30 protein-coding genes are annotated in these 26,465 nt (G+C 61.1%); 19 read left to right on the forward strand and 11 right to left on the reverse strand.

Features of this window, described 5'->3' with window-relative positions; genetic code table 11:
- Positions 1-6: 6 nt before the first annotated feature.
- The 4 genes from mnmG (at position 7) to ACXZ1M_RS13670 (ending at position 4,343) form a co-directional block, all read left to right on the forward strand.
- Positions 7-1,932, forward strand: a complete 1,926-nt coding sequence (gene mnmG / locus ACXZ1M_RS13655) for a tRNA uridine-5-carboxymethylaminomethyl(34) synthesis enzyme MnmG (RefSeq protein WP_459053678.1) — start codon at positions 7-9, stop codon at positions 1,930-1,932.
- Positions 1,929-2,591 (forward strand): 16S rRNA (guanine(527)-N(7))-methyltransferase RsmG, encoded by a 663-nt coding sequence (gene rsmG, locus ACXZ1M_RS13660; RefSeq protein ID WP_459053679.1) that lies wholly within the window; start codon positions 1,929-1,931, stop codon positions 2,589-2,591. Before mnmG ends, rsmG begins: the two co-directional genes overlap by 4 nt.
- A 102-nt stretch (positions 2,592-2,693) precedes the next feature.
- Entirely contained in the window at positions 2,694-3,464 is a 771-nt protein-coding gene (locus ACXZ1M_RS13665) for a ParA family protein (RefSeq protein WP_459053680.1), read from the forward strand.
- Between the two features lie 9 nt (positions 3,465-3,473).
- Positions 3,474-4,343, forward strand: coding sequence for a ParB/RepB/Spo0J family partition protein (locus ACXZ1M_RS13670; RefSeq protein WP_459053681.1), 870 nt, complete (start codon positions 3,474-3,476; stop codon positions 4,341-4,343).
- Between the two features lie 9 nt (positions 4,344-4,352).
- On the opposite strand, the gene ACXZ1M_RS13675 is transcribed toward ACXZ1M_RS13670, so the two are convergent.
- Positions 4,353-5,363, reverse strand: coding sequence for an IS110 family RNA-guided transposase (locus ACXZ1M_RS13675; RefSeq protein WP_459053682.1), 1,011 nt, complete (start codon positions 5,361-5,363; stop codon positions 4,353-4,355).
- Positions 5,364-5,812: 449 nt separating this feature from the next.
- Between ACXZ1M_RS13675 and ACXZ1M_RS13680 the strand changes: the two genes are divergently transcribed.
- The 9 genes from ACXZ1M_RS13680 to ACXZ1M_RS13720 all read left to right on the forward strand — a co-directional run bounded on the left by ACXZ1M_RS13680 (position 5,813) and on the right by ACXZ1M_RS13720 (position 12,852).
- A complete protein-coding gene (locus ACXZ1M_RS13680; RefSeq protein ID WP_459053683.1) occupies positions 5,813-6,178 on the forward strand; it encodes an ATP synthase subunit I in 366 nt (121 codons plus the stop codon).
- Between the two features lie 21 nt (positions 6,179-6,199).
- On the forward strand, positions 6,200-6,994 hold the full coding sequence (atpB, locus tag ACXZ1M_RS13685) for a F0F1 ATP synthase subunit A (RefSeq protein WP_459053684.1): 795 nt from the start codon (positions 6,200-6,202) through the stop codon (positions 6,992-6,994).
- 61 nt (positions 6,995-7,055) lie between these two features.
- Positions 7,056-7,334 (forward strand): F0F1 ATP synthase subunit C, encoded by a 279-nt coding sequence (gene atpE / locus ACXZ1M_RS13690; protein WP_154375318.1) that lies wholly within the window; start codon positions 7,056-7,058, stop codon positions 7,332-7,334.
- 42 nt (positions 7,335-7,376) lie between these two features.
- The gene (locus ACXZ1M_RS13695; protein WP_459053685.1) at positions 7,377-7,847 is read left to right on the forward strand and encodes a F0F1 ATP synthase subunit B; all 471 of its coding nucleotides are present in this window, start codon (positions 7,377-7,379) and stop codon (positions 7,845-7,847) included.
- A 2-nt stretch (positions 7,848-7,849) separates the two neighbouring features.
- A complete protein-coding gene (locus ACXZ1M_RS13700; RefSeq protein WP_459053686.1) occupies positions 7,850-8,395 on the forward strand; it encodes a F0F1 ATP synthase subunit delta in 546 nt (181 codons plus the stop codon).
- A 75-nt stretch (positions 8,396-8,470) separates the two neighbouring features.
- Entirely contained in the window at positions 8,471-10,012 is a 1,542-nt protein-coding gene (atpA, locus tag ACXZ1M_RS13705; protein ID WP_459053687.1) for a F0F1 ATP synthase subunit alpha, read from the forward strand.
- Positions 10,013-10,064: 52 nt separating this feature from the next.
- Positions 10,065-10,940, forward strand: coding sequence for a F0F1 ATP synthase subunit gamma (atpG, locus tag ACXZ1M_RS13710; protein WP_092280726.1), 876 nt, complete (start codon positions 10,065-10,067; stop codon positions 10,938-10,940).
- A 30-nt stretch (positions 10,941-10,970) separates the two neighbouring features.
- Entirely contained in the window at positions 10,971-12,371 is a 1,401-nt protein-coding gene (gene atpD, locus ACXZ1M_RS13715) for a F0F1 ATP synthase subunit beta (RefSeq protein WP_373989805.1), read from the forward strand.
- A 58-nt stretch (positions 12,372-12,429) separates the two neighbouring features.
- Positions 12,430-12,852 carry a F0F1 ATP synthase subunit epsilon gene (locus tag ACXZ1M_RS13720; RefSeq protein WP_459053688.1) on the forward strand — a complete coding sequence of 141 codons (423 nt, stop codon included), beginning with the start codon at positions 12,430-12,432 and terminating at the stop codon, positions 12,850-12,852.
- Between the two features lie 64 nt (positions 12,853-12,916).
- Here ACXZ1M_RS13720 and rsgA read toward each other — a convergent pair whose 3' ends face one another.
- Positions 12,917-13,969 carry a ribosome small subunit-dependent GTPase A gene (rsgA, locus tag ACXZ1M_RS13725; protein ID WP_459053689.1) on the reverse strand — a complete coding sequence of 351 codons (1,053 nt, stop codon included), beginning with the start codon at positions 13,967-13,969 and terminating at the stop codon, positions 12,917-12,919.
- Positions 13,970-14,186: 217 nt separating this feature from the next.
- Positions 14,187-15,002 carry a DUF6597 domain-containing transcriptional factor gene (locus ACXZ1M_RS13730; protein ID WP_459053690.1) on the reverse strand — a complete coding sequence of 272 codons (816 nt, stop codon included), beginning with the start codon at positions 15,000-15,002 and terminating at the stop codon, positions 14,187-14,189.
- 78 nt (positions 15,003-15,080) lie between these two features.
- On the opposite strand from ACXZ1M_RS13730, the gene ACXZ1M_RS13735 reads away from it, so the two are divergent.
- Positions 15,081-15,710 (forward strand): glutathione S-transferase family protein, encoded by a 630-nt coding sequence (locus ACXZ1M_RS13735; protein ID WP_459053691.1) that lies wholly within the window; start codon positions 15,081-15,083, stop codon positions 15,708-15,710.
- Positions 15,707-16,393 (forward strand): CPBP family intramembrane glutamic endopeptidase, encoded by a 687-nt coding sequence (locus ACXZ1M_RS13740; RefSeq protein WP_459053692.1) that lies wholly within the window; start codon positions 15,707-15,709, stop codon positions 16,391-16,393. The genes ACXZ1M_RS13735 and ACXZ1M_RS13740 overlap by 4 nt, the downstream gene beginning before the upstream one ends.
- Here the strand turns inward: ACXZ1M_RS13740 and ACXZ1M_RS13745 are convergent.
- From ACXZ1M_RS13745 to ACXZ1M_RS13770, 6 genes are read right to left on the reverse strand one after another with little or no spacing between them, the layout of a single operon-like run.
- Positions 16,360-16,725 (reverse strand): VOC family protein, encoded by a 366-nt coding sequence (locus ACXZ1M_RS13745; protein WP_459053693.1) that lies wholly within the window; start codon positions 16,723-16,725, stop codon positions 16,360-16,362. The two genes, ACXZ1M_RS13740 and ACXZ1M_RS13745, sit on opposite strands and share 34 nt — an antisense overlap.
- A 9-nt stretch (positions 16,726-16,734) precedes the next feature.
- Positions 16,735-17,127, reverse strand: a complete 393-nt coding sequence (gene speD, locus ACXZ1M_RS13750) for an adenosylmethionine decarboxylase (protein WP_459053694.1) — start codon at positions 17,125-17,127, stop codon at positions 16,735-16,737.
- Positions 17,124-17,303, reverse strand: coding sequence for a hypothetical protein (locus tag ACXZ1M_RS13755; RefSeq protein ID WP_373989812.1), 180 nt, complete (start codon positions 17,301-17,303; stop codon positions 17,124-17,126). The genes speD and ACXZ1M_RS13755 overlap by 4 nt, the downstream gene beginning before the upstream one ends.
- A complete protein-coding gene (locus ACXZ1M_RS13760; protein WP_459053695.1) occupies positions 17,300-18,769 on the reverse strand; it encodes a DUF4178 domain-containing protein in 1,470 nt (489 codons plus the stop codon). Before ACXZ1M_RS13760 ends, ACXZ1M_RS13755 begins: the two co-directional genes overlap by 4 nt.
- A gap of 4 nt (positions 18,770-18,773) precedes the next feature.
- The gene (locus ACXZ1M_RS13765; protein WP_459053696.1) at positions 18,774-19,808 is read right to left on the reverse strand and encodes an SPFH domain-containing protein; all 1,035 of its coding nucleotides are present in this window, start codon (positions 19,806-19,808) and stop codon (positions 18,774-18,776) included.
- Positions 19,809-19,825: 17 nt separating this feature from the next.
- On the reverse strand, positions 19,826-20,212 hold the full coding sequence (locus tag ACXZ1M_RS13770; RefSeq protein WP_459053697.1) for a DUF350 domain-containing protein: 387 nt from the start codon (positions 20,210-20,212) through the stop codon (positions 19,826-19,828).
- Positions 20,213-20,263: 51 nt separating this feature from the next.
- Here ACXZ1M_RS13770 and ACXZ1M_RS13775 point away from each other — a divergent pair, with 51 nt between their 5' ends.
- From ACXZ1M_RS13775 to ACXZ1M_RS13785, 3 genes are read left to right on the forward strand one after another with little or no spacing between them, the layout of a single operon-like run.
- Complete coding sequence (locus ACXZ1M_RS13775) at positions 20,264-21,775, forward strand: polyamine aminopropyltransferase (protein WP_459053698.1); 1,512 nt, start codon at positions 20,264-20,266, stop codon at positions 21,773-21,775.
- Positions 21,775-23,406 carry an NAD(P)-binding protein gene (locus ACXZ1M_RS13780; protein ID WP_459053699.1) on the forward strand — a complete coding sequence of 544 codons (1,632 nt, stop codon included), beginning with the start codon at positions 21,775-21,777 and terminating at the stop codon, positions 23,404-23,406. The genes ACXZ1M_RS13775 and ACXZ1M_RS13780 overlap by 1 nt, the downstream gene beginning before the upstream one ends.
- A 12-nt stretch (positions 23,407-23,418) precedes the next feature.
- Complete coding sequence (locus ACXZ1M_RS13785; RefSeq protein ID WP_459053700.1) at positions 23,419-24,261, forward strand: PPK2 family polyphosphate kinase; 843 nt, start codon at positions 23,419-23,421, stop codon at positions 24,259-24,261.
- On the opposite strand, the gene ACXZ1M_RS13790 is transcribed toward ACXZ1M_RS13785, so the two are convergent.
- Positions 24,248-25,264, reverse strand: coding sequence for an extracellular catalytic domain type 2 short-chain-length polyhydroxyalkanoate depolymerase (locus tag ACXZ1M_RS13790; protein ID WP_459053701.1), 1,017 nt, complete (start codon positions 25,262-25,264; stop codon positions 24,248-24,250). The two genes, ACXZ1M_RS13785 and ACXZ1M_RS13790, sit on opposite strands and share 14 nt — an antisense overlap.
- 130 nt (positions 25,265-25,394) lie before the next feature.
- Between ACXZ1M_RS13790 and ACXZ1M_RS13795 the strand changes: the two genes are divergently transcribed.
- The gene (locus tag ACXZ1M_RS13795) at positions 25,395-26,000 is read left to right on the forward strand and encodes a glutathione peroxidase (protein ID WP_459053702.1); all 606 of its coding nucleotides are present in this window, start codon (positions 25,395-25,397) and stop codon (positions 25,998-26,000) included.
- On the opposite strand, the gene ACXZ1M_RS13800 is transcribed toward ACXZ1M_RS13795, so the two are convergent.
- Complete coding sequence (locus ACXZ1M_RS13800) at positions 25,997-26,389, reverse strand: rhodanese-like domain-containing protein (RefSeq protein ID WP_459053703.1); 393 nt, start codon at positions 26,387-26,389, stop codon at positions 25,997-25,999. The genes ACXZ1M_RS13795 and ACXZ1M_RS13800 overlap by 4 nt on opposite strands.
- Positions 26,390-26,465: the final 76 nt, after the last annotated feature.

Consider the following 26,465-nt stretch of genomic DNA (forward strand, 5'->3'; position numbering starts at 1 on the left):
TCCACCATGTTATTTCCTACTAAATTCGACGTCATCGTTGTCGGCGGTGGTCACGCCGGTACCGAGGCCGCCCTGGCTTCCGCCCGCATGGGCCAGAAGACGCTGCTGCTCACCCACAACATTGAGACGCTGGGCCAGATGTCGTGCAATCCATCCATCGGCGGTATCGGCAAAGGCCATCTGGTCAAAGAAGTCGATGCGCTGGGCGGCGCCATGGCCATCGCGACCGATGAGTCGGGCATCCAGTTCCGCATCCTGAATTCCTCCAAAGGCCCTGCCGTGCGCGCGACCCGCGCCCAGGCCGACCGCATCCTGTACAAGGCGGCGATCCGTTCGCGCCTGGAAAACCAGCCGAACCTGTGGCTGTTCCAGCAGGCCGTCGACGACCTGATGGTGGAGGGCGAGCGCGTGGTTGGCGCCGTCACCCAGATCGGCTTGAAGTTCCTGGCACCCGCCGTGGTGCTGACCGCCGGCACTTTCCTTGACGGTAAAATCCACGTCGGCCTGAACAACTACTCGGGCGGCCGCGCCGGCGATCCGCCAGCGCTGTCGCTGTCCGCGCGCCTGAAAGAACTGAAGCTGCCGCAAGGCCGCCTGAAGACCGGCACGCCGCCGCGCATCGACGGCCGCAGCATCGACTTCTCGCTGATGACCGAACAACCGGGCGATCTCGATCCGGTACCGGTGTTCTCGGTCATGGGCAAAGCGTCCATGCATCCTGAGCAGATGCCATGCTGGGTGACTCACACCAACCAGAAAACCCACGACATTATTCGTGGTGGCCTGGATCGCAGCCCGATGTACACCGGCGTGATCGAAGGTGTCGGCCCGCGTTACTGCCCGTCGATTGAAGACAAGATTCACCGCTTCTCGTCCAAGGAATCGCACCAGATTTTCCTGGAGCCGGAAGGCCTGACCACGCACGAATTCTATCCAAACGGTATCTCGACCAGCCTGCCGTTCGACGTGCAAATCGAACTGGTGCGCTCGATGAAGGGCATGGAAAACGCCCACATCCTGCGTCCCGGCTACGCCATCGAATACGATTATTTCGACCCGCGCGGCCTGAAAGCTTCGCTGGAAACCAAGGCCATCAGCGGCCTGTTCTTCGCCGGCCAGATCAACGGCACCACCGGTTACGAAGAAGCGGCGGCACAGGGCCTGCTGGCCGGCGTCAACGCCGCGCTGCAAACCCAGGGTCGCGATGCCTGGACGCCTGCGCGTTCGGAAGCCTACCTGGGCGTGATGGTGGATGACCTCGTGACGCAAGGCGTGATGGAGCCGTACCGCATGTTCACCAGCCGCGCCGAGTATCGCCTGAGCCTGCGTGAAGACAACGCCGACATGCGCCTGACCGAAGCTGGTCGCAAGCTGGGCGTGGTTGGTGATGTGCAGTGGGAAGCTTTCGAACGCAAGCGCGAAGCCGTTGCGCGCGAGCTGGAACGCCTGCGTTCCACGTGGGTAAATCCCCGCATTCTGGAAGCGGCCGAATCGGAGCGCGTGATAGGCCAAGCCATCGAGCGCGAGTATTCGCTGGCCGACCTGCTGCGCCGTCCGGGCGTGGAGTACGACAAGCTGATGACGCTGAAAGGCATCGATGGCCGCGAGCTGGCCGGTCCCGGCGAGAGCGATGCGGCGGTAAAAGAACAGCTGGAAATCCAGCTCAAATACTCCGGCTATATCGACCGCCAGACCAAGGAAGTCGAGCGCCACGAGCACTACGAAAACCTGAAATTGCCGGAAGGTTTCAACTACCTGGACATCACCGCCTTGTCGGTGGAAGTGCGCCAGAAACTGCACGCGCAGCGTCCGGAAACACTGGGCCAGGCATCGCGCATTTCGGGCGTGACACCGGCGGCAATTTCGCTGCTGCTGGTGCATTTGAAGAAGGCGGGTTTCGGTGGATTCGTTCAGAAAGATGAGGCAGCATGAAGGTGTATGACCGCAATGCAGTAGTGGGTGTTTTGAAACAGGGCATCAAGCAGCTGGAACTGGAGCTGAGCGAGGCGCAGGTGGAACAGCTGCTGGACTACCTGGCCCTGCTGAACAAGTGGAACTCGGTGTACAACCTGACCTCGGTGCGTGACCCGATGGAAATGGTGAAGCTGCACCTGCTGGACTCGCTGACCGCCGTGGCCGCCTTCAAAGGTGCGGCCAATGTGCTGGACGTGGGAGCAGGGGGCGGATTGCCGGGCATGGTGCTGGCCATCAGCCGCCCGGACATGAAAGTGTCGATGATCGACACGGTGCACAAGAAGACCGCCTTCCTCAACCAGGTGAAGGCTGAGCTGGGATTGGGCAATGTGACGGTGTACACCAAGAAGGTGCAGGAGCTGGAAGTGAAGACGAAGTTCGACGTCATCACCTCGCGGGCCTTCGCGGACCTGTCGGACTTCGTCAACTGGTCCGGGCACCTGCTGCAAGAGGGCGGTCAATTCATCGCCTTGAAAGGCACGGCGCCGGCGGAGGAGCGTGAGCGACTGCCAGCACCATGGAAAGTGCAGGAATTGCAGCCTTTGGCGGTGCCGGGGCTGGATGCGGAGCGCCATCTGGTTTTCATCAAGGCAGATGAAAACGCCGAAACAGAGTAAACGGTTTATACGGTATAAATGATTTATATCATATAAATAGTATAAATCGTTTATATCGTTTATACCGTATAAATCAAAAGCAACAACACACATAAGAAATACATGGCAAAAATTTTTTGCGTAGCAAATCAAAAGGGCGGCGTAGGCAAGACCACCACCACCGTCAACCTCGCAGCCGGTTTGGCAAAACTGGACCAGCGCGTATTGCTGGTCGACCTGGACCCGCAGGGCAACGCCACGATGGGCGCGGGCATCAACAAGGCAGGCCTGCCTGCATCGACCTATGAAGTGCTGCTCGGCAGTTCCGACGTGGCCACCGCGCGCCAGCGTTCCGAGCCGGGCCACTTCGACGTGCTGCCATCGAACCGCGAGCTGGCCGGCGCCGAAGTCGAGATGGTGGAACTGGACAACCGAGAGCGCCGCCTGAAGGATGCGCTGGCGGCTGTGGATAAAGAGTACGATTTTATTTTGATCGACTGCCCGCCGGCGCTGTCGATGCTGACACTGAACGGCCTGTGCGCCGCGCACGGCGTGATCATCCCGATGCAGTGCGAGTACTACGCGCTGGAAGGGCTGTCCGACCTGGTCAACACCATCAAGAAGGTGCACGCCAACCTGAACCCGGACCTGAAGATCATCGGCCTGCTGCGCGTGATGTTCGATCCGCGCATGACCTTGTCGCAACAGGTGTCGGCACAGCTGGAACAGCACTTCGGCGACAAAGTCTTCAAGACCATCATCCCGCGCAATGTGCGTCTGGCCGAAGCGCCGTCGTATGGCGTGCCGGGCGTCACCTTCGATCCGACCTCCAAGGGAGCCCAGGCGTACATCGCCTTCGGCGCCGAGATGGTCAAGCGCATCAAGAAAATGTAAGGCAATCACATGGCAACCAAAAAACTCAAAGGCCTGGGTCGCGGCCTGGAAGCGCTGCTCGGCGGCGACGGCGACATCACCACACCGGACGCCAACACGCCGTCCGAACTGAACGTCGCGCAAATGCAGGCCGGCAAATACCAGCCGCGTACCCGCATGGACGAGGGCGGTCTGCAAGAGTTGGCCGCCTCGATCAAGAGCCAGGGCATCATGCAACCGATCCTGGTGCGCCCGGTCGGCAAGGACAAATACGAGATCATCGCCGGCGAGCGCCGTTTCCGCGCCGCGCAACTGGCCGGACTGGAAGTGCTCCCCGTTTTGGTGCGCGATGTGGACGACCAGGCCGCCGCCGCGATGGCGCTGATCGAAAACATGCAGCGCGAGGATCTCAATCCGCTGGAAGAAGCGCAGGGCATCCACCGCCTGATCACCGACTTCAGCTTCACGCACGAACAGGCGGCCACGGCCGTTGGCCGTTCGCGCAGCGCGGTGTCGAATCTGTTGCGTCTGATGAATCTGGCCAGCCCGGTGCAAACCATGCTGATGGCCGGCGATATCGACATGGGCCACGCCCGCGCGCTGTTGGCGGTCGACGCAGCCACTCAGATCAACCTGGCGAACATGGTGGTTGCCAAAAGGTTATCGGTACGCGAAACCGAGAAGCTGGTGGCCAAAACCGTGGAAGAACTGAAGTCGGCGCCGAAGGAAGCGCGGGCCAAGGAAAAGTCCGGCGACATCACGCGCCTGGAAGAAGAGCTGTCCGACAAGCTGGCCACGCCGGTGGTGTTCAAGATGGGCACCAAAGGCCGCGGTCAAATGATCATCGACTTCGCCGACCTCGACATTCTCGACGGCGTCCTCGCCCGCCTTCGCGCCTGAACTTCGGGGTCAGATACCGTCTTGAATAGCAAGCCCTTTCGCTGAGTAATTGGCGTCAAAGGGCTTGCCCGTTTTGATGACCCCGTAAATCAGATGTGCAAGTTTGTGCATGACGGCGCCGATCACAGCCTTTTTTGCCATGCCAGTTGTGGCCAAGCGCTGCGCAAATTTGTTGAGCAATGGATTATGGCGGCTTGCCACCAGGCCAGGCATGTAGAGCGCCGCACGTATCGCCGTGTTACCACTCCGGCTCATTATCGTACGGCCTTTTATTGAAGTGCCGGAGCTGCGCTGTCTCGGCGTTACGCCCAGAAAGGCTGCTAATCGTTTGGCGCTGCCAAAGCGCCGAATATCACCCAGCTGCCCCAACAAACGCGCCGCTGTCGTGGTGCCGATACCAGGAATGCTGGTGATCAGTTCAGCGTCGTGCTTGAGGCCCGGATGACGGTCGATGTGGTCATCCACGTCATCCTCAAGTTGTTTTATCTCAGCGTCAAACCATGCAATAAGCGAGCGCGCATGCGCGGCCACTTCGATCATGCCGCTGATCACATAGCTTTCCAGCCGGTTTTGCTCCTGCTGGCGCATATCCTTCAATGCCTGGATCCGCTGCGACCATGCCCGCAGTTGCCGCTGCTCCAACGGTGGCGGCGCCCAAGCCGTTGGCGCCATGGCCGCGCAGTAACGTGCAATCAATGCCGCGTCGGCCTTGTCCGTCTTATTGCGCAGGTTTTCACTCCGACCAAAGCCTTTGATGCACCCCGGGTTGACTACGCTGACCGTCATCCCGGCATCATGAAGTGAGGTCGCGACAGCCTCAAAATACACACCGGTAGCTTCCATGCACACGTGCAAGGCGTTCTTGGGCACTTTGGACTTGCCCAGCCACTCCAAAAGTGCTTGATGGCCAGCAGCGGTGTTTTCAACCACTTTGGCTTTGATCTTGCCGTCCACTAGCAACGCGACGTTAAGCTTCTTTTTGCTAACGTCGATTCCCACCACCCCATTTGACTCGTTCATTTTTGACCTCTCTAGTATGCGGGCTTACGCGCGAGGCGATGGCCCAAGATACCGTTCGGACTTATAAAATGAAACAAGCAGGGGCGCCTATCTGACCCACGGGTTCAACTACCCAAATTCCGATCGGCATCACCCTGCTTGACCGCTTCACCTTCCACATTATCCGAGGGCGAGGCGGTAAGTTCAATATACGAGTTCCGACATTCGGACACGAACCCAGCCGTAATGCTCATTACGGCTGGGCTCGTGTCCGAATGTTGGAACTGACCCCGAATTGGGTAAACGTCTAACTGACTCCAACTTGGTGCAACGACAGCGGAAATGTTTCTAAAAGCGTCTCATTCGTGCACCAAATGCTCTGCTGCGGTGCAGCATGTTTGACGTGATACATGAAAGACACATATAATCACGCGTCTTTTGGTTTTAATCGGTTTTTAAGGAGCTCGGCAATGACTAGTTCGACGAGCATCTCGAAGCCGGTGTTTCGTGTCGTCGCCCTCCAGTTCGCCATTGCGACTGGATTCGCCTTGCTCGCCTGGAACCTCGGCGGAGTAAACAAAGCTTGGTCGGCCGCCTATGGCGGAGCAATCGCAGTCATCGGGAGCCTGATGTACGCGATGATTGTTGCGGGCGGAACAAATGACGCCAAAAAAGCCTTTCGCGCGCATGTGCGCGCCGAAGTGACAAAAATATTTATCACGGTAGTGCTGTTCGTCGTGGCACTAGCGTTGTTTCAGTCGGCCTCATGGTTATGGCTGATCTTGGGTTTCGCGGTGGCAACCTTGGCGTACTGGTTTTCACTGCTCGCAATTTAATCACCAAAATCTTATACTTTTATGACCACTGAAAACGTCGGGCACGAAGCGCCCACCAATATCGAGTACATTCAGCACCACTTAAGCCACCTGAAATCGGCCGACGGCACCTTTAACCTGGACACGTTCTGGGTTTCGGCCATTCTGGGCCTGGTTTTCCTCGGCGTGTTTTACATGGCGTCGCGCCGCGCCACCGCCGGCGTGCCGGGCAAGCTGCAAAACTTCGTCGAAGCCGTGATGGAACTGGTCAACGAAGTGGTCAATTCGGCCTTCCACGCCAAGAGCAAGGTCATCGCACCGCTGGCCATCACCATCTTCTGCTGGGTCTGGCTGATGAACGCCATGGACTTCCTGCCGGTCGACCTGCTGCCTAAGCTGCTCGGCTATGCCGGCGTCCACAAGCTGCGCGTCGTGCCGACCGCCGACGTCAACCACACTTTCGGCATGTCGTTCGGCGTCATGCTGTGCATTATTGGTTTCTCGATCAAAGCCAAAGGGATGGGCGGCTGGGGTAAAGAGCTGTTGACCGCGCCGTTCCACGCGCATGGTTTCATGGCCATCGTCCTGGCGCCGATCAACCTGGCGTTCCAACTGATCGAGTTGCTGGCTAAGCCACTGTCGCTGTCGCTGCGTTTGTTCGGCAATATGTACGCCGGCGAACTGCTGTTCATTCTGATCGCTCTGTTGCCATGGTGGGCGCAGTGGCTGCTGGGTGGTCCTTGGGTTATCTTCCACATCCTGGTGGTGACCCTGCAAGCGTTTGTGTTTATGGCGTTGACGGTTGTGTATCTGGCCATTGCGGTTGAGAAGCACTAAGCAACTTTCGTTTTAACTTTTTAGTATCTGTAGTCTTTTTTAAATCTTAGGAGAAATTTCAATGCAAGCTCTGATCGCACAAGTACAAAGCATGACCGTTCTGGCAGCCGCTATCATCATCGGCCTGGCCGCTATCGGCACCGCTCTGGGTTTCGCCATTCTGGGCGGTAAATTCCTGGAAGCGTCGGCACGTCAACCAGAACTGATGCCACAACTGCAAACCAAGCTGTTCGTTATCGCTGGTCTGCTGGATGCGATCTCGATGATCGGCGTTGGTGTTGCTCTGCTGTACACCTTCAGCAACCCATTCCTGGCTGCTGTTCTGGCCGCTGCTCAGTAATCTGCTCCACCCTAGGAGAAACTTTTAGTTAGGAGCAAAGGTATGGACATCAATATGTCTCTCATCGGTCAGATGATCACCTTCGCGGTGTTGGTCTGGGTTTCGATGAAGTTCGTATTTCCATCGCTGAATGCAGCGTTGGATGAGCGTGCCAAGCGTATCGCTGACGGTCTGGCTGCGGCCGACCAGGGCCAGCAAGCCATGGTGGTCGCTGAAAAGCGCGCCAGTGAAGCACTGGCCGGTGCACGCGAAGAAGCTTCGCAACGTGTTGCTGACGCTGAAAAGCGCGCGCAACTGGTAGCGGAAGAAATCAAAGCGAATGCACAAGCTGAAGCGGACCGCATCATTGCGCAAGCCAAGGCCGAAGCCGAGCAGCAACTGGCCAAGGCGCGCGAAGCGCTGCGCGCTCAGGTGGCTGACCTGGCTGTGAAGGGCGCCGAGCAAATCCTCAAGCGCGAAGTCAACGCCTCGGCCCACGCCGAACTGTTGTCGCGCCTGGCTGTCGAGCTGTAATCATGGCAGAAAACGCAACCGTCGCCCGTCCCTACGCGGAAGCTTTGTTCCGCGTAGCCCAAGCAGGTAAGGAATCGTTCAACCTCGCGGCGTGGTCCGAACTGGTGGCCGAACTGGCCCAGATCGGTGCCCACCCCGAGGTGCAAGCATTTGCCCGCAACCCGAAAGCGTCGGACAGCGATATCGTCGCCGCCTTCAAGGCGCTGGTGAAATCCCCGGTCAACAAGGAAGTGGAAAACTTCCTGGCGATGCTGGTGGAAAACGGCCGTATCAGTCTGCTGCCGGAAATCGGCGCGCAATTCCTGGCGTTGAAAAACGCCGCGGAAGGCGCCGCAGACGCGGTCATCACCAGCGCATTCGACCTGGACGCTGCGCAAGTGAGCACCCTGATCGCCACGCTGGAAAAGAAATTCAGCCGCAAGCTGAACCCGGTCGTGACCGTGGACCCAGCCCTGATCGGTGGTGTACGCGTGGTGGTCGGCGACGAAGTGCTGGACACTTCGGTGCGCGCCAAGCTGCAGCAAATGCGTGTTGCACTGGTCGCCTGAGCTCATCCTCGGCGACCGGCTTAGAACAGATTCTTCATCTCGCGCAAGCTGAGAGAAACACTTTTAGGAGTTAGTATGCAACTCAACCCATCTGAAATCAGCGAGCTGATCAAGAGCCGTATCGAAGGCCTTGATGGTGGCGCTGAAGTACGTAACCAAGGCACGGTTATTTCCGTCGCCGACGGTATCGTCCGTATCCACGGCCTGTCGGACGTGATGCAGGGCGAGATGCTGGAATTCCCAGGCAACACCTTCGGCCTGGCGATGAATCTGGAGCGCGACTCGGTCGGCGCCGTGATTCTGGGTGCTTACGAGCACATCTCCGAAGGCGACACGGTCAAAACCACCGGTCGCATTCTGGAAGTTCCAGTAGGTCCTGAACTGAAAGGCCGCGTGGTCAACGCGCTGGGCCAGCCGATCGACGGCAAAGGCGCAGTCGATGCCAAGCTGACCTCGCCAATCGAAAAGATCGCGCCAGGCGTTATCGCCCGTGAGTCCGTCTCGCAGCCGATGCAGACCGGTCTGAAATCGATCGACGCGATGGTACCGATCGGCCGTGGCCAGCGCGAGCTGATCATCGGCGACCGTCAAACCGGTAAATCGGCTGTTGCGGTTGATGCGATCATCAACCAAAAAGGCCAGGGCATGACTTGCATCTACGTTGCAATCGGCCAAAAAGCTTCGACCATCAAGAACATCGTGCGCTCGCTGGAAGAGCACGGCGCGCTCGAGTACACCATCGTGGTCGCCGCGTCGGCGTCGGAATCGGCTGCCATGCAGTACATTTCGGCCTACTCCGGTTGCACCATGGGTGAATACTTCCGCGATCGCGGCGAAGACGCCCTGATCGTGTACGATGACCTGTCGAAGCAAGCAGTTGCCTACCGTCAGATCTCCCTGCTGCTGCGCCGCCCACCAGGCCGCGAAGCGTATCCAGGCGACGTGTTCTACCTGCACAGCCGTCTGCTGGAACGTGCAGCCCGCGTGAACGCCGACTACGTGTCCGCCTTCACCAACGGCGCCGTCACCGGCAAGACCGGTTCGCTGACCGCACTGCCGATCATCGAAACCCAGGCTGGCGACGTGTCGGCATTCGTGCCAACCAACGTGATTTCGATCACCGACGGTCAGATCTTCCTGGAAACCTCGCTGTTCAACTCGGGTATCCGTCCTGCGATCAACGCCGGTATCTCGGTGTCGCGCGTCGGTGGTGCTGCGCAGACCAAGGTCATCAAAAACCTGTCCGGCGGTATCCGTACCGACTTGGCCCAGTACCGTGAACTGGCTGCGTTCGCGCAGTTCGCTTCGGACCTGGACGAATCGACCCGCAAGCAGCTGGACCGTGGTGCCCGCGTGACCGAACTGCTGAAGCAGAAACAGTACTCGCCACTGTCGATCTCCCTGATGGCCGCTTCGCTGTTCGCAGTGAACAAGGGCTTCCTGGATGATGTCGAAGTCAAGAAAGTGCTGTCGTTCGAAGCCGGCCTGCATGCGTACCTGAAGACCAAACAAGCTGACCTGCTGTCGAAGATTGAAACGTCGAAGCAACTGGACAAGGATGGCGAAGCTGCGCTGTCCGCCGCCGTTGCCGACTTCAAGAAATCCGGCGCATTTTAAGTGTAGGGGCGATCCTCCGGGATCGCCTTCAGCGCAGAAGGAGTAAGGACTCATGGCAGTAGGCAAAGAGATACGTGGCAAGATCAAAAGCGTAGAAAATACGAAGAAGATCACCAAGGCGATGGAAATGGTCGCCGCATCGAAAATGCGCAAAGCGCAGGATCGCATGCGCGCCGCCCGTCCCTACAGTGAAAAGATTCGTAACATCGCTGCTAATCTGGCGAACGCAAATCCAGAGTACACGCACCCGTTCCTGGCCGATGAAGCCAAGGACGAGGCGAAAGCCGTAGGTTTCATCGTCGTCACGACCGACAAGGGTCTGTGCGGCGGCATGAACACCAACGTGCTGCGTCTGGTGACGAACAAAACGCGTGAGCTGGAAGCCGCTGGCAACAAGATTGCTGCAGTGGCGATTGGTAATAAAGGTTTGGGTTTCCTGAATCGCGTCGGCGTGCCGGTGGTTGCGCAAGTAACCCAGATCGGCGACACCCCGCACCTGGAAAAACTGATCGGCCCCGTCAAAGTGATGCTGGAAAAGTTCCAGAACGGCGAAGTCGATGCGGTTTACCTGTGCTACACCAAGTTCATCAACACGATGAAACAGGAACCGGTAGTGGAGCAATTGCTGCCACTGCCCGCTGCGAAGAAACAGGCTGATGCAGGTAATCACAACTGGGATTACATCTACGAGCCAGACGCGGCAACTGTCATCGATGAACTGCTGGAGCGCTATGTAGAAGCGCTGGTGTACCAGTCGGTTGCGGAAAACCTGGCGTCCGAGCAATCGGCGCGGATGGTGGCGATGAAGGCGGCAAGCGACAACGCAGGTAGTGTGATCGGCGAACTGAAGCTGATCTACAACAAGACCCGCCAAGCCGCGATTACCAAAGAACTCTCCGAAATCGTCGCCGGTGCGGCAGCGGTTTAAACGAATTTAACTATATTTGAAGGAACGAACATGGCTGATGGCAAAATCGTTCAGTGTATCGGCGCGGTGGTTGACGTTGAGTTTCCACGCAACGCAATGCCTAAGGTATTTGATGCCTTGAAGATGGAAGGCTCCGAGCTGACGCTGGAAGTACAACAACAACTGGGTGACGGCATCGTGCGTACCATTGCACTGGGTTCGTCGGACGGCCTGCGTCGCGGCATGATGATCCAGAACACCGGCAAGCCGATCATGGTGCCAGTGGGTAAAGCTACCCTGGGTCGCATCATGGACGTGCTGGGTAACCCGATCGACGAATGCGGCCCGGTCGCTCACGACCAGATCGCTTCGATCCACCGCGCTCCTCCTGCATACGACGAGCTGTCGCCATCGCAGGACCTGCTGGAAACCGGTATTAAAGTTATTGACCTGGTTTGCCCGTTCGCCAAAGGCGGTAAAGTCGGTCTGTTCGGCGGTGCAGGTGTAGGCAAGACCGTGAACATGATGGAACTGATCAACAACATCGCTAAAGCACACTCGGGTCTGTCCGTGTTTGCCGGTGTTGGTGAGCGTACCCGCGAAGGTAACGACTTCTACCACGAAATGGCTGACGCTAAAGTCGTTGATCTGGAAAACCCAGAGAATTCGAAAGTAGCGATGGTCTACGGTCAGATGAACGAACCACCAGGCAACCGTCTGCGCGTCGCGCTGACCGGTCTGACCATGGCGGAAGCGTTCCGTGACGAAGGCAAAGACGTTCTGTTCTTCGTGGACAACATCTACCGCTTCACCCTGGCCGGTACCGAAGTATCCGCACTGCTGGGCCGTATGCCTTCCGCAGTGGGTTACCAGCCTACCCTGGCCGAAGAGATGGGCCGTCTGCAAGAGCGCATTACCTCGACCAAGACCGGTTCGATCACCTCGATCCAGGCCGTGTACGTTCCAGCGGATGACTTGACCGACCCGTCGCCAGCGACCACCTTCGGTCACCTGGATTCGACCGTGGTTCTGTCGCGTGACATCGCCTCGCTGGGTATCTACCCTGCGGTGGACCCACTGGACTCGACCTCGCGTCAGCTGGATCCGCTGGTCGTTGGTCAAGAGCACTACGACACCGCGCGCGCTGTTCAGGGCACCCTGCAGCGCTACAAGGAACTGCGTGACATTATCGCGATTCTGGGTATGGACGAACTGGCGCCGGAAGACAAACTGCTGGTGGCTCGCGCCCGTAAGATGCAGCGTTTCCTGTCGCAGCCGTTCCACGTTGCTGAAGTATTCACCGGCGCGCCTGGTAAATACGTTTCGCTGAAAGACACGATCAAAGGCTTCAAGATGATCGCGTCGGGCGAGCTCGATCACCTGCCGGAACAAGCGTTCTACATGGTTGGCACGATCGAAGAAGCCATCGAAAAAGCCAAGAAGCTCAACTAATTGTTTGAGTTGTTCGGCCCTGCTGTAAGGCGGGGCCGTTCTACCCGATAGGACACACATGGCAAACACTATTCACGTTGACGTGGTCTCGGCAGAGGAGTTGATCTACTCTGGCGAAGCCGAATTCGTCGCGTTGCCGGGTGAGCAGGGCGAGCTGGGTATCTACCCGAAGCACACGCCGTTGATCACCCGCATCCGTCCGGGCGCGGTGCGCATCCAGGTTCCAGGTCAGGCTGAAGAAGAATTCGTCTTCGTCGCCGGCGGCCTGCTGGAAGTGCAGCCTGGCGCGGTGACGGTGCTGGCGGATACCGCGATTCGCGGTGCGGATCTGGACGAGGCCAAAGCGGCCGCGGCCAAGAAACGCGCTGAAGAAGCGCTGGCCAACAACACCGCCGGCATCGACTACGCGAAAGCACAAGCGGAACTGGCAGCGGCCATCGGTCAGCTGGCAGCCATCGCCAAACTGCGCGCGAAGCACTAAGCAACGCAACAGCAGCACCCGCAAAAAAGGCAGCCTCGGCTGCCTTTTTTATTGCGTCGTCCGTTTATCGTCCGCCGGCCTTTTGTTTCGCGCGGGCAGTGGCGGCGCGTTGCATGACTTTCCACTTGGCGACTTCGGCGATGCGCTCCAGCGGCGTTTGCTCGCTGCGGTGCGCTTCGCGTAGCAGCTTGTGGTAGTTCTGCAGGCGATCCGGATCGACTGCGCCGCGCACGGCGCAACCGGGTTCGCTGGCGTGGCGGCAATCGCGGAACTGGCAGTGTGCCGACAATGCGTCGATGTCTTCGAAGCTGGCGGCGATGCCGGCTTCGTCGGCGTCGGGCTGCCAGCTGCGCAGTCCGGGCGTGTCGATGATGCAGGCGCCGCCGGGGCATAGGTGCAGCGAGCGCGAGGTGGTGGTGTGCCTTCCTCGGCCGTCGCCCTTGCGCACGCCGCCTGTTTGCTGCCCGGCCTGCGTCAGCGTATTGGTCAGCGATGATTTGCCCGCGCCCGAAGACCCGAGCAACACCAGCGTTTGGCTGGCGCCCAGCCAGGGCGACAGTTGCGACGCGCTGTCCTCGCTGAGCGTGTTCACGGCCAGCAGCGGAATGCTGGCGGGCAGCCGCTGTTGCAGCAGTTCTATGCGCGCCTCCACATCTTCGCCGATATCGGCTTTGCTCATCACAACCACTGGTTCAACGTTGGCCGTCTTCACGATGGCGAGGTAGCGTTCCAGGCGGCGCGGATTGAAATCATGGTCCAGCCCCATTACCAGCAACGCGGTGTCCACATTGCTGACCAGGCCGTGATGCCGGCCGTTGTTGCCGCGCCGGCTGATGTGTGTGATAGGCGGTAGCAGGGCGCACAGCCAGTGCTCGTCATGGGCCAGCATGGTGTCGAGCACCCAGTCGCCGACCGCCAGCGTTGCCTGATGCAACGCCGGTAGCACGCGTGCGCGGAACTCGGCGTTGCCGTCGTGGACGGTCAGCCATTCGCGCTGGATTTCGGTGATGCGGACCAGGCGCGCTTCAGGCGGTGCGTCGTGCAGAAGGTGCAGCTGGCTGGTGATGGTGTTGGTTAAGCCGATAAGGCGCAGCGATTCAAAATCGATGTCGATCATGGTGTGAATATCCTGATTCCGGTAAGACGAGCGATACCCTTCGCAGCAAGGCGAACGGGCGACGAATACGGGAAGTCAGCTGCGCGATAACGCGCGGGTCAACACCAATGGAAGAAGGGGAGTCCCGACGTAATCAGGCAGCCGACAGGAGGGCAATATCTACGTGGCGCATGATTTATCTCCTGTGGTTTGAGTGGAGTAGGCAGTGTCTCATTGCTTAACTTTGTTGGCAAGTGCGGCGGTAGTCGGCAGGTGGTTTGCCGACGAGTTTTTCGAAGTCGGTGGTGAAGTGGGCTTGGTCGTAGTAGCCGAGTTGCTGGGCGAGGGCGGCCAGGTCGATGTCATCGCCTTTGGCCAGGCGGTCGGCGGCGTCGAGCAGGCGGTTGCGGCGGATCACCCATTTGGGGCTGGCGCCGACATAGTCCTTGAACAGCAGCTGCAAGCGGCGCACGCTGATGTCGACCTGGTCCGCCAACTGCTGCACCTGCGTGATGTCGGGATGCTGCTGAATGGTGTCGAGTATCGCGGCGATGCGCGTGGTTTGCGGATCTTCCATGGGCTTGGCCGTGCGCAGGATGTCGCTGAAGGCCGCCACCATGCCGGCATCATCCGCCGCGCCCAGCACGCGCTGCTCGGCCTCCGCATCGTCGCAATCGAACAACGCCGACAAAGGCAGCTCGCGGTCGGTAATCGACTGCACCTCGGCCTTCAGGAAAGCGCGAAACGCGCCCGGCCGGAAGCGCGCGCCCATCACGCGGCCGCTGTCGCGCAAGGTGTATTCAAACGCGCCCGTCATCACGCCGAACACCGCCGTGCGGCCGGCGTCGAACACCACGTGGATGCAGGGCGAGGGCAGGGTGCGTTGCACATGCACCACGCCTTCCGGCAGCGACCACGCCACCAGCCAGAAGTGCTCGACGAATGGCGCCAGGTCGGCATCAGGCAGGTATTGCTCAAGCCGGAATTTCTTCTCGCCGGCCGCCGGATTGACCACACCACGGGTAGGACGAGGTACACTTTGCAGCGTTGTCATGATGTATTCGCGTTTTTACAAGACCGCCATCTTAGCAAGAGTTATCGTGAGTTTTTCATCCCCCGACAGGAGAAACGCATGAACCAGCAACTGACCTTGTACTACTGCCCCCACTCGCGCGCGACCGGCGTGTTGACGCTGCTCGAAGAACTGCACGCGCCCTACGAGCTGCACGTGCTGAACATGAAAAAAGGCGAGACCCGCGCGCCCGAATATCTGGCGATCAACCCGATGGGCAAGGTGCCCGCCATCCGTCATGGCGACGCCGTGGTGACCGAGCAAGTGGCCATCTACCTCTACCTGGCCGACCTGTTCCCTGAAGCCAAGCTGGCCCCCGCGCTGGGCGACCCGCTGCGCGGCCCTTACCTGCGCTGGATGGCCTTCTATGGCAGCTGCTTCGAACCGGCCATCATCGACCAGTGGTCGAAAAACAAACCGGCCGATAAAACCGCCTGCCACTACGGCGACTTCGACACCATGTTCAACACGTTGGTGGAACAGTTGTCCAAAGGCCCCTACCTGCTGGGCGAACAGTTCAGCGCGCTGGATGTGTTGTGGGGAACGGCCTTCGGCTGGATGCTGATGTTCGGCATCATCCCCAAGCTACCCATCATCGAACAGTATGTGGAGCGCTTCAACAGCCGTCCGGCCACCGTTGCCGCGCACGAAAAAGAAAACGCGCTGGCGGCGGAACAAGCCGCCGCATGACAGCGACCATCGTCGGCCTGCTGCTTACCCTGGGCTTGCCGTCGTTGCTGGCCTATGTCCGCCGCCGGGAAAAGAGCGGGCCTGCCAAGCAGGTACGCCGCCTGACGACGGCTTGGGCCGGCTGTTTGCTGGTCCTGGCGTTGGTGCTGCTGTGGGAACAGCGGACGCTGGCCAGCATCGGCATCGTTTGGGGCAACTACGTGGCTTGGCTGGGTGGTGCGGCTTTGGGTTTGACCATGCTGGCGATGTCCGTCATCGGCGTGATCCAGGCCAGCCGCGCGGGCAAGGAGATCAAATCGGAAGGGCTGGCGCAACTGCTGGACATGCCACGCTGGTTTCACTGGGCCGTGCCGATCACGGCCGGCGTTACCGAGGAAATCATGTTCCGCGGCTACCCGATGGAACGCCTTCATGAACTCACGGGCAGCCTGTGGCTGGCGGCGCTGATACCGCTGGTCGTGTTCACGCTCGCACATTTGGGCAGCTGGTCGTGGAGCCATCTGGTGGGCGTGGCCATGGGCGGCGTACTGCTGACCGGCCTCTACCTTTGGCAGCGCGATCTGGTCGCCTGCATGATCGCCCATGCGCTGATCGATTCAGCGCTGATCTTTTTGCCGCTGCTGCTGAAAAAACTGGCAGCGCGCCAGGATCAGCGTTTTTCTTCCATCACCGCCAGCAGATGACCGTCCGGGTCGCGGAAGAAGCCCATCCATAGTTCGTGGTCGGGCATCTTGGCGACCAGGTGCGGTTCGCGTTCAAACTTCACGCCCTTGGCTTGCAGGTCGGCGGCCACGGCCTCGATCTGCTCGACCTTGAAGTAGTGGCAGACGCCGGTGCCGGCGTCGATCTTGTCTTTGCCGCCTTCCAGCATCAGCCGCACGCCGCCGCAGTCGAAAAACACCAGGTCGCCAAAGCGGAACAGCTTGGGCAAGCCTAGTGCTTCGCCATAAAACTGCTCCGCGCGATCTGCGCTGGTGACGGGAAGGGCGATCTGCCCCAGGGTGGACAATCCCATGATGGCTCCTTATGGCGGCCCGCGCCGCGCGGTGTGAATATGCGTTGTCTGAGGCTGTAAAGCGCTTTGAATGAGAGCGAGCGCTAACTCCGGTTGCGCTTTGCCGCACATGAAGATGTCGGCGGCGGCGAAGCCGCATTCGGGCCAGGTGTGGATGGTGATGTGGGATTCGGCCAGCAGCACCACGCCGGTCACGCCCAGGCCTTCGCCGAAGCCGTGGAAGTGGCTGAACAGGACGCGCGCCTCGGCCGCTTCGGCGGCGCTGCGCAACAGCGCTTCCAGCGCGCCGCAATCGCACAATTTTTCGGCGGCGATGCCGCTCAGGTCGGCCAGCATGTGAGTGCCGGAAGGCGCGTGCACCGCGCCCGCCACTGTATCCGTCGGGATGGCTTCGCGCTTCATTTGTGACCTCCGCCGCCGGAACCGCCGCCCCAGCTGCCACCGCCGCCGCCCGTGTGCGAACTCCAGGTGCTGCCGCGATAGCCGCTACCTCCGCCGCCGCCTGCACCCATGCGCAGCCAACTGCTGCCGGAAGTCAGCAGCGTGACGATGATCGCGTAGATGAAATATTTACTCATGCTTTGTCATTGTTATCGAGGAAGACCGCCGGCAGGTAGATGGCCAGCGCGCCGACCGCGCTCAAGAACCAGGTCTCGGAAAAATTGGCCAACAACGGAATCGCGTTCACCGCCAGCATGAACCAGATGATGTACTTGGCGGTGTTGCGATAGCGGTTGTTGGCGAACGGCTTGGACTTCGACGGCGATTTCAGCCGGCCCTTGAAGGCCGCGCCAAACCACAGCGCCAGCTGGTCGGCCGACACCGGCGACGAGCGCGACCACGTCATTTCATGCTCACTGGTCTCGGCCGCCAGCCGCAGCTGGCCGGCCTGGAATTCCTCCACCTGGGTGCGGTCGCCGACGGCCACGCGCCAGTTGAAGGCCCCGACCGCGTAGGTGACCACCGAGCCGTAATCGTACAGGCGGGAAAACTGGACTTTATCCACAAGCACCGTCGGTGCACCCGGCTGATAGGCCAGCGGCCACTCGGCCAGCACGTTGGCGCCGGACCAGCCTTCGTCGGTCTCCACCAGCCACGAGAAGCCCGAGCGCGGGCCGTACATCAGGTATTCGTTCCACTGCGTGCCTTCATCGTCGGCACGGCGCATCATGCCGATGATGGTGAACTCCTGGTTGTTGATCTTGGCCGTGGCGCCCAGTTCCAGCGTCAGCGGCACGGCGGCAACGCGTTCGCCGGCCGCCACCACTTGCGCTTTCGGGCTGGCCGCATCGACTTGCGTGGCGCACGCCGGGCACACCAGGTTGGCCGTCACGCCCGGCAGGTACTTGATCGGGCTGCCGCACGCCGGGCAATCGAGCGCATCGAGCTTGCCGCGATAACGGCCTGCGGCACGCTGGATGGTGTCGTCGTCGCGCAGCAGCTGGCATTGCAGGCTGTCCAGCGTCACCGCCAGGCCGGTGTAGATCACGGGGCGCGGCGAGTCCGAATAATCGAGCGTGATGAATTCCGCGCCGCGCCGGAAATCGGCCACGCGCGCCTGATAGCCGTCGCCCACTTTGAACGGCAGCTCGCCCTGGCCGCCGACGCAATCGGCGACGCGGATCTCGGCCGCCAGGTAGGGCGCGCCGTTGATCGGGTAAGTCCGTCCCGGCGTCAGTTCCTCAAAGGAGGGCAGTTGCGCCTCGCCTTGGTATTCGGCGGTGATGGTGTACATGCCGGATGAATCGCCCAGCCACGAGGTTTTGCCATCGTCGAAAAACAGGAACCACTCGTTCCACATGCCGGCCGAATAGCGCAGCTGGATGCGGCCCACCACCGTGAACGGCCGCCCGCCCAGCACACCGGCGGTGCCGATCTGGATCGGCGAATAGTCCTCCAGCACGGACGACATCTTGCCTAGGTCCTTGACCGCGTCCGCATCCTTGAGCACACGCGTGCTGCAATATTCGCAGACGGCCATGACCGAGGCATGCGAGCGGAATTTGACCTCCGCGCCGCAGCTGGGACAGGAAACGATTTGCACGTGCTTAGCCGATCAGTTTTTTCAGGAGTTCGGCTTTAGCGCTGTCGTAGTCGGCGGCCGAGATCAGGCCCTTGTCGAGCAGGCCCTTGAGTTTTTCGAGGCGCGCTTCGATCGGTTCTTCACCAACCGCCGCAGCCGCAGCCGGAGGTGCAGCCTGCGGCGCCAGCGCCGCGCCCATGCTCTGGCCGATCACCTGGCCGACCGACAGGCCGGCGCCCAAACCCGCGCCGATGCCCGCCAGGCCGCCTTCATTGCCGGCCGCCAGAGGAATCGAACTGGCCACCTGGTACTTGGTGAAGCCGGCCATCTTGTCGGCGCTCAGGCCGCCCTTCATGCCGGCCGAGATGCGATCGTCGAGTGCCGCCTGCAGTTCTTCTGGCAGGCTGACGCTGGCGACGTTGAATTCATCCAGCGCGATGCCGTAGCGCGCGAAGGCGGTGGTCAGGTCGCCCTTGACCTGCTGCGCCATCAGGGCCTGGTTGGCCGCCATGTCGAGGAAGGGCACTTGCGACGCGCCCAGCGAACTGGCCATGGTCGCCATCAGGATGCCGCGCAGCTGGTCTTCCACCTCGTCGCGGGTGTAGGTCTCGCGGGTGCCGCTGATCTCCGTGAAGAAGGCGCGCGCATTGGTCACACGGTACGAGTACATGCCGAAGGCGCGCACGCGCACCATGTCGAAATCCTTGTCGCGGATGGTGATCGGTTGCGGCGTGCCCCATTTGCGGCCGGTCTGCACGCGAGTGCTGAAAAAATAGACATCCGACTTGAACGGCGAGTCGAACAGCTTGTCCCAGTTTTTCAGGTTGGTCAGCACCGGCAGGGTTCGCGTGGTCAGCGTGTGGGTGCCGGGTCCGAACACGTCGGCGATCTGGCCCTCGTTGACGAACAGCGCCACCTGCGATTCACGCACCACCAGCTGGCCCCCGTTCTGAATCTCCTGGTCGGCCATTGGATAGCGCCACGCCAGCACGCCGTCGCTGTCCTCGTTCCATTGCAGTACATCGATAAACTGCTTCTTGATAAAGCTGCCGATACCCATGATGGTCCTCGCTTGAATTAGGAGATGCAGGCGCCGTTGATCACGCCGATGGAAATGGCGATGGCGGACAGCAGGCCGCCAAACGCAGTGTTGTTTGCTTCGATCTGGTCTTTCGCCATGTTCAGCACACGGGTGGTGATGGCGTAGGCCAGTCCCTGTACCACCATGGCGCCGAAAGCCCAGGCGAAGAATTCGCGGTAATCGGCAGTATGCATCAGCGCCGAACCGATGGTGATGGAAAAACCTATCAGCGCCCCGCCCAGCGATAGCGCCGCCGCGTGGTTGCCCTGGCGGATCAGCTTCACCTCGTCGTACGGCGTCATCCAGGTGTAGGCTTTGAAGAACACCGCCAGCAGCACGGCGGCCAATAGCAGGTGAATCAGATAGTTTAGGATGGCGGGCACGGCGCACCTTCAGGTAAAGTGATTACTTGATAATAATGCAAACGAACGTAAATGACCAAAAAGATTCTGATCTTGTCCGTCTTCGTGGTGGCGTCCTGCGGGCTGGCATATGAGCTGATCGCCGGCGCGCTGTCGAGCTATCTGCTGGGCGATTCGGTGCTGCAGTTCTCCACGATTATCGGATGCTACCTGTTTGCCATGGGCGTCGGCGCGCACTTCTCCAAGTATGTGCGCGACGAGGATGTGCTGGCGCGGTTTGTCGATATCGAACTGGCGGTCGGCCTGGTCGGTGGCCTGTCGGCGGCGCTGCTGTTCCTGACGTTTTCCTGGATGCCGGCGCCGTTCCGCACGCTCTTGTACACCATGGTGTTCCTGATCGGCGCCTTCGTCGGCATGGAAGTGCCGCTGGTGATGCGCGCGCTGAACGAGCGCAAGACGGAATTCAATGAACTGGTCAGCAAGGTGCTGACCTTCGACTATCTCGGCGCGCTGGCGGTATCGCTGTTGTTCCCGCTGGTGCTGGCGCCGTATCTGGGGCTGGTGCGCACCGGCTTTTTGTTCGGGATGCTCAACGTCGGCGTGGCCCTGTGGACAATCAAGGTGTTTTCCACAGAGCTGAAAAATGTCGCCGGCCGCATGCTGCGCGCCTGCGGCGTGCTGTGCGTGCTGGTGTTCGGCTTCGCCTTCGCCGACAAGCTGACCTACTGGGGCGAGCATGGCCTGTTCGGCGATGAAATCGTCTACGCCACCACCACGCCTTATCAGCGCCTGGTGATCACACGTTGGAAGGATGACACGCGCCTGTACATCAACGGCAACCTGCAATTCTCTTCGCGCGACGAATACCGTTACCACGAAGCGCTGGTGCATCCGGTGCTGCAGCCCATGCCGTGGGCGCGGCGCGTGCTGGTGCTGGGCGGCGGCGATGGCCTGGCGCTGCGCGAGATCCTGCGCTATCCGAACATCGAGCACGTCACGCTGGTGGACCTGGACCCGGCCATGACCGGCGCCTTCATGCAGCGCGAAGAACTGGTCAAGCTCAATCACGGCTCGCTCAAGGACAAGCGCGTGCGCGTGGTGAACGCCGATGCCGCCATCTGGCTGCAGCATAACGACGATATGTTCGACGCGGTGATCGTCGACTTCCCCGATCCCTCCAGCTTCGCGCTGGGCAAGCTGTACTCGGTGCCGTTCTACGGCATGGTGCGCAAGCACCTGGCGGCCAACGGCTTGATGGTGGTGCAATCGACGTCGCCGTTCTTCGCGCCGCATGCCTACTGGACCATCGACTCCACCTTGCGCGAGGTGGGTTTGAAAACCTATCCTTTCCACGCCTACGTGCCGTCGTTCGGCGAGTGGGGCTTCATCCTGGCGACGCCGCAGGCCAACTACACGCCGCCCACCAGCTACCGCCTGCCGATGCGCTACCTGAACGCGGACACCACGCGCGAGATGTTCATCTTCCCGCCCGATATGAAGCCGCTGCCGATGGCGCCGAACCGTCTCAACACCCAGTCGCTCGTGCATGAATTCGAGCAGGACTGGCGCCGGGTGATCCGCTGATGCTGCGCCGCTCTTTCCTGGTGTGGGCCGGCGCTTCCGGGCTGGCCGCCGCCGGCAGCGGACTGGCGTTCCAGCGCTGGCAGGAGATCACGCCGAAGGTGCACTACGTCGGCCGCGACGAGGGCCACTTCCTGCGCGACCATGCCTCGCGCGGCGCCTTGCCGCCGCCGTCGCAAGTTATCCACACCGACATCGCCATCCTCGGCTCGGGCATGTCCGGCCTGACGGCCGCATGGAAGCTGAAAAAGCTGGGCAAGACCGATGTGCTGATGATCGACGGCCCCCAACCCTACGGCAACGCCGCCGGCGGCGCCTTCGGCGAATACGAGTATCCGACCGGCGGCCACTATCTGCCGCTGCCGTCGCCGGAATCCACGCACGTGCGCGAGATCCTGGCGGACCTCGGCATCATCCAAAAAGATGCGATGGCCGAGAAGCCGTATTACGACGAGCGTTTCATCCTGCACGCGCCGGAGGAACGCCTGCTGTACAACGGCCACTGGCAGGAAGGCTTCATCCCCACCGAAGGCGTGCCGCAGTGGGAGCTCGATGAGCACAAGCGCTTTTTCGATGAGGTGCACCGCTTGCGCGGCATGCACGGTGCGGACGGCCGGCGCGTGTTCGTGTTCCCGACCGTGATGTCGTCGGAAGATCCGCAGTGGCAGGCGCTGGACCGCATCACCCTCAAGCAGTGGATGGACCAGCAAGGCTACAAGTCGCCGACCTTGCACTGGTATCTGAACTACTGCTGCCGCGACGACTACGGCACGCGCTACGACAAGGTATCGGCGTGGGCCGGCCTGCATTACTACTGCAGCCGCTGGGGACAGGCGGCCAATGCCGGCGACGGCGCCTGGCTCACGTGGCCGGGCGGCCTGCAACCGCTGGCTTCCGGCATGGAGCGTGCGGCGGCCGTCAAGCGCATGGCGGGAACGGCGCTGTCGCTGAAGAAAACGGCGGACGGCGTCGAGGCGCTGTGCTTCAAGCTGGAAAACGGCAAGCCGTCCACCTATCTGGTGCGCGCCCGCAAAGCCATCTGCGCCATGCCGACCTATGTGGCGGCGCGCGTGGTGGAGAATATCGCGGCTTACGGTTTCGACCCCGCCAAGCACGTGCCGGAATACGCGCCGTGGATGGTGGCGAATTTCCTGCTCAAGCGCTTCCCGGAAGAGCTGCAAGGCGGCGCCAATCCGCAACCGCTGTCCTGGGACAACGTGGTGTACGGCGAGCCGGGACTGGGCTTCGTGGTCTCCACCCACCAGGACATCCGCGTGCGGCCGCCGGAGAAGACCGTGTTCAGCGCTTACGTGGCGCTGTCGGACCGCAAGGCCAGCAGCGCGCGCGGCTGGATGGCGTCGGCCAAGCCGGAGGAGCTGCTGGCGCTGGCCAGCGCCGACCTGAAAACCGCTTACGGCGCGCAGTTCGCGTCCTGCGTCGAACGGGTCGACATCACGCTGCGCGGCCATGCGATGGCGGTCCCTTGGCCCAACTTCCGCAGCAACGCCGGCATGAAGGCGTTGCGCGAGGTGGATGGTCCCATCCTGTTCGCGCACGCCGACCTGTCGGGCTTCTCGGTCTTCGAGGAGGCCGCATGGTGGGGCTACCGTGCTGCGCAGTTGGCCGCCAGGTGATATCCTGAGGCAATGACACATGATGCCCGCCAGCGCTTCCGCGCCTCCGCCAAACTCAAACTGCGCGACGAGGATGCGGACGACGCCACCTTCTCCAGCCGCGCCGCCAATCCCAAGCTCGGTAAGTCGCGCGGCAAAGCGCTCGATCTTGAGCGCACCGCCGCGCTGATCGACCGCATCGCCGCGCTGCAGGACAAGCTGTATGCGCAGCACCAGCAAAAGGTGCTGCTGGTCCTGCAGGGCATGGACACCTCGGGCAAGGACGGCACGGTGCGCGCGCTGTTCAGCCGCATCAGCCCCATGGGCCTGCGCGCGGTGGCCTTCAAGGGGCCGACCGACAACGAACTGGCGCACGACTACCTGTGGCGCGTGCACCAGCATGTACCGGTGAAGGGCGAGATCGCCATCTTCAATCGCAGCCATTACGAGGATGTGCTGATCACGCGGGTGCAGGGCTGGATCGACGACGACGAATGCAAGCGCCGCTACGCGCAGATCCGCGATTTCGAACGCATGCTGGCCGAAACCGGCACGGTGATCGTCAAGGTGTTCCTGCACATCTCGAAGGAAGAACAGCGCGAGCGCCTGCAGGAGCGGCTGGACGATCCGGACAAGCAGTGGAAATTCAATCCGGAAGACATCAAGCAACGCGCGAAGTGGGACGACTACCTGCGCGCCTACGAAAAGGCGATCCGCGAGACCAATGTCCCGCACGCGCCGTGGTACGTGGTGCCGGCCAATTCCAAAACCCATCGCAACCTGGTGATCGCCAGCCTGCTGCTGGAAACGCTGGAAGGCATGGAACTCAGCTACCCGCCGCCGCATCCGGACCTGTCGTCCTTCACGGTGGATTAGTGCCGGTCAGGCGGTCCACCATGCGCTTGACGGCCGCCATCTGGCGGCCTGTTTTTTGGGCGTAGCGCGTGTCGTCGTGGGCGAACCAGTCCCAGCACGCATTCGGATTGGTGAAGGTGGCGGCGGTCTGTGGATACAGCAGCAGCAAACGGTTGTTGTCTGCCCAGGCGTTGTAGCCGGCGTGGCGCACGAAATCGGCGCCGATGCTGTCGGGATTTTGCTGGCAGCCGTGGAACACCACGTGCAGCTTGCAGCCCGCTCCCGCGCTGATGCCGCACGCTTGCGGAATGTAGAGGTAGCCGAAATCCGCCATGCCGTGCCAGCCGGGCAGGGCGATGAATTCCGACTGGTCGAAAGCGATGAAGCGGCCGCGCAGCGCGCCGGTGTTGCGCGCGTCGAGCGGGCCGTAGATCCAGGTCAGCAATTCGCCGGCGGCGTCGTAGTTGCAGTTGTTGATGTAGGGCGAACGCAGCGAGCGGCAGCTGTTGCCGTAGCTATCGGTGGGCATGGCGTGTTCGGCGTTGAGGCTGCGCCGGTAGAAGATGCGGCTGGCGTCGACGTAGTGGCGGTAGTAGGTGTTGAGGTCGTTCATGACGGCCTGCGGCACCACCGTATCGATGCTGCCGGACAGCATCCAGATGCGGTGGCCGGCCAATGCGCTGGTGGGATCGATGGTTTGCGATGCGGCGAACCAGTCGGTGAGGGCGATCAGCTCCGAAACGCGGGTGCCGCCGGGGCGCACGCGGCATTCGAACAAGTCGCTGGTACAGCTGCAGCTGGTGGTGGCGGTGAAGACGCTGCCCTGCGAGCAGTAATACGGCCCGCCGGCGACCACGCCCGCACCGATCACGGTGCGCGAAAACGCCACCTCGAACTGCACCGCCATGTAGGCGCCGGAGGACAGGCCGGAGACGCTGACCTGGCTCGCGCGCATTGCCGGCAACGACGCCACCTGCGCGTGGACCGCGCCGGCCAGCAACATTAACAGCCAGAAAATACGCATAGCACCTCCCGCGTCCCACTGCTATGACGATAGGACGCTTGTGTGAACTTTGCTTAATCTGGGTCAATCGTGCGAGGGGCACTAAATTGGACTAGAATGAATTTAATTTCATCATTTCCGGCCGACCACTATGTCCAAATCCTTCGCCCAGCTGTGCCTCGTTTCTTCGCTGACCATGCTGGCCAGCGCTTCCGCGTTGGCGCAAGCGCCGGCCGTCACTGCCGCCGCGCCTGCGGCTGCCGCTGCGCCGGCCAGCTGCCCGGCCATCCTCAAGCAAACCTTCAAGCGCCTGCAGGACGAAGCGCCGCAGGACCTGTGCCAGTACGCCGGCAAGGTGATCCTGGTGGTGAACACCGCCAGCTACTGCGGCTTCACCAACCAGTACGAAGGACTGGAAGGCCTGTACGCCAAATACGGCAGCAAGGGTTTTGTGGTGCTGGGCTTCCCATCCAACGACTTCGGCCAGCAGGAGCCGGGCTCCAGCAAGGAAATCGCCGATTTCTGCTTCAACACCTACGGCGTGAAGTTCCCGATGTTCGCCAAATCGGTGGTGTCGGGCAAGGAACCTAATCCGTTGTTCGCCAACCTGATCAAGGCCACCGGCAAAGCCCCGGCATGGAATTTCCACAAATACCTGATCGACCGCCAGGGCAATGTGGTGACCAACTTCGGCAGCAAGACCACGCCGAGCGACAAGCAGCTGGTCAGCGCCGTCGAAAAAGCGCTGGGTTCCTAAGCCCGCGCCAGTTCGAATCCTTCATCGATCCAGCCGGTTATACCGCCCGGCATCACCTTGACCGGGCGGCCCAGCTGCGCCAGCCGCACGGCGGCGCGGGCCGCGCCGTTGCAGTGCGGCCCGGCGCAATACACCACGAATAGCGTCTCGGCCGGGAACTCGGCGATCTTCGAGCCGATGATCTTGCGGTGCGCCAGGTCCAGCGCGCCCGGCACATGGCCGGCCGCATACTTCTCCGTGCCGCGCACATCCAGCAACACGAAATCCTGCTTGCCGCCGGCGAGCGCATCGTGCACGTCCCAGCAATCGGTTTCGTAGCTGAAGCTCGCTTCAAAGTGGGCCAGGGCGTCGGCGCTGGCGGCGGCTGGGATGGCGGTAACGTGGGACATGCTGATCTCCTGTGGTGGTGGGCAATGACGTCATTGTGCGGCGCCACCACCACGGCCAGAAGTGGCGCATATGCCA

The sequence above is a fragment of the Duganella paludis genome (genome assembly GCF_054461335.1).

What these genes read in the sequence shown, in the direction of transcription:
- atpE (WP_154375318.1), top strand. Translation starts at nt 7,056, where the DNA reads ATGCAAGCTCTGATCGCACAAGTACAAAGCATGACCGTTCTGGCAGCC.
- ACXZ1M_RS13735 (WP_459053691.1), top strand. Translation starts at nt 15,081, where the DNA reads ATGAACCAGCAACTGACCTTGTACTACTGCCCCCACTCGCGCGCGACC.
- atpD (WP_373989805.1), top strand. Translation starts at nt 10,971, where the DNA reads ATGGCTGATGGCAAAATCGTTCAGTGTATCGGCGCGGTGGTTGACGTT.
- ACXZ1M_RS13755 (WP_373989812.1), bottom strand. Translation starts at nt 17,303, where the DNA reads ATGAGTAAATATTTCATCTACGCGATCATCGTCACGCTGCTGACTTCC.
- atpA (WP_459053687.1), top strand. Translation starts at nt 8,471, where the DNA reads ATGCAACTCAACCCATCTGAAATCAGCGAGCTGATCAAGAGCCGTATC.
- ACXZ1M_RS13745 (WP_459053693.1), bottom strand. Translation starts at nt 16,725, where the DNA reads ATGGGATTGTCCACCCTGGGGCAGATCGCCCTTCCCGTCACCAGCGCA.
- atpG (WP_092280726.1), top strand. Translation starts at nt 10,065, where the DNA reads ATGGCAGTAGGCAAAGAGATACGTGGCAAGATCAAAAGCGTAGAAAAT.
- ACXZ1M_RS13800 (WP_459053703.1), bottom strand. Translation starts at nt 26,389, where the DNA reads ATGTCCCACGTTACCGCCATCCCAGCCGCCGCCAGCGCCGACGCCCTG.
- ACXZ1M_RS13775 (WP_459053698.1), top strand. Translation starts at nt 20,264, where the DNA reads ATGACCAAAAAGATTCTGATCTTGTCCGTCTTCGTGGTGGCGTCCTGC.
- ACXZ1M_RS13700 (WP_459053686.1), top strand. Translation starts at nt 7,850, where the DNA reads ATGGCAGAAAACGCAACCGTCGCCCGTCCCTACGCGGAAGCTTTGTTC.
- ACXZ1M_RS13795 (WP_459053702.1), top strand. Translation starts at nt 25,395, where the DNA reads ATGTCCAAATCCTTCGCCCAGCTGTGCCTCGTTTCTTCGCTGACCATG.
- rsmG (WP_459053679.1), top strand. Translation starts at nt 1,929, where the DNA reads ATGAAGGTGTATGACCGCAATGCAGTAGTGGGTGTTTTGAAACAGGGC.
- ACXZ1M_RS13790 (WP_459053701.1), bottom strand. Translation starts at nt 25,264, where the DNA reads ATGCGTATTTTCTGGCTGTTAATGTTGCTGGCCGGCGCGGTCCACGCG.
- ACXZ1M_RS13780 (WP_459053699.1), top strand. Translation starts at nt 21,775, where the DNA reads ATGCTGCGCCGCTCTTTCCTGGTGTGGGCCGGCGCTTCCGGGCTGGCC.
- ACXZ1M_RS13675 (WP_459053682.1), bottom strand. Translation starts at nt 5,363, where the DNA reads ATGAACGAGTCAAATGGGGTGGTGGGAATCGACGTTAGCAAAAAGAAG.
- rsgA (WP_459053689.1), bottom strand. Translation starts at nt 13,969, where the DNA reads ATGATCGACATCGATTTTGAATCGCTGCGCCTTATCGGCTTAACCAAC.
- ACXZ1M_RS13665 (WP_459053680.1), top strand. Translation starts at nt 2,694, where the DNA reads ATGGCAAAAATTTTTTGCGTAGCAAATCAAAAGGGCGGCGTAGGCAAG.
- ACXZ1M_RS13720 (WP_459053688.1), top strand. Translation starts at nt 12,430, where the DNA reads ATGGCAAACACTATTCACGTTGACGTGGTCTCGGCAGAGGAGTTGATC.
- ACXZ1M_RS13730 (WP_459053690.1), bottom strand. Translation starts at nt 15,002, where the DNA reads ATGACAACGCTGCAAAGTGTACCTCGTCCTACCCGTGGTGTGGTCAAT.
- ACXZ1M_RS13785 (WP_459053700.1), top strand. Translation starts at nt 23,419, where the DNA reads ATGACACATGATGCCCGCCAGCGCTTCCGCGCCTCCGCCAAACTCAAA.
- ACXZ1M_RS13765 (WP_459053696.1), bottom strand. Translation starts at nt 19,808, where the DNA reads ATGGGTATCGGCAGCTTTATCAAGAAGCAGTTTATCGATGTACTGCAA.
- mnmG (WP_459053678.1), top strand. Translation starts at nt 7, where the DNA reads ATGTTATTTCCTACTAAATTCGACGTCATCGTTGTCGGCGGTGGTCAC.
- speD (WP_459053694.1), bottom strand. Translation starts at nt 17,127, where the DNA reads ATGAAGCGCGAAGCCATCCCGACGGATACAGTGGCGGGCGCGGTGCAC.
- ACXZ1M_RS13680 (WP_459053683.1), top strand. Translation starts at nt 5,813, where the DNA reads ATGACTAGTTCGACGAGCATCTCGAAGCCGGTGTTTCGTGTCGTCGCC.
- ACXZ1M_RS13740 (WP_459053692.1), top strand. Translation starts at nt 15,707, where the DNA reads ATGACAGCGACCATCGTCGGCCTGCTGCTTACCCTGGGCTTGCCGTCG.
- ACXZ1M_RS13695 (WP_459053685.1), top strand. Translation starts at nt 7,377, where the DNA reads ATGGACATCAATATGTCTCTCATCGGTCAGATGATCACCTTCGCGGTG.
- atpB (WP_459053684.1), top strand. Translation starts at nt 6,200, where the DNA reads ATGACCACTGAAAACGTCGGGCACGAAGCGCCCACCAATATCGAGTAC.
- ACXZ1M_RS13670 (WP_459053681.1), top strand. Translation starts at nt 3,474, where the DNA reads ATGGCAACCAAAAAACTCAAAGGCCTGGGTCGCGGCCTGGAAGCGCTG.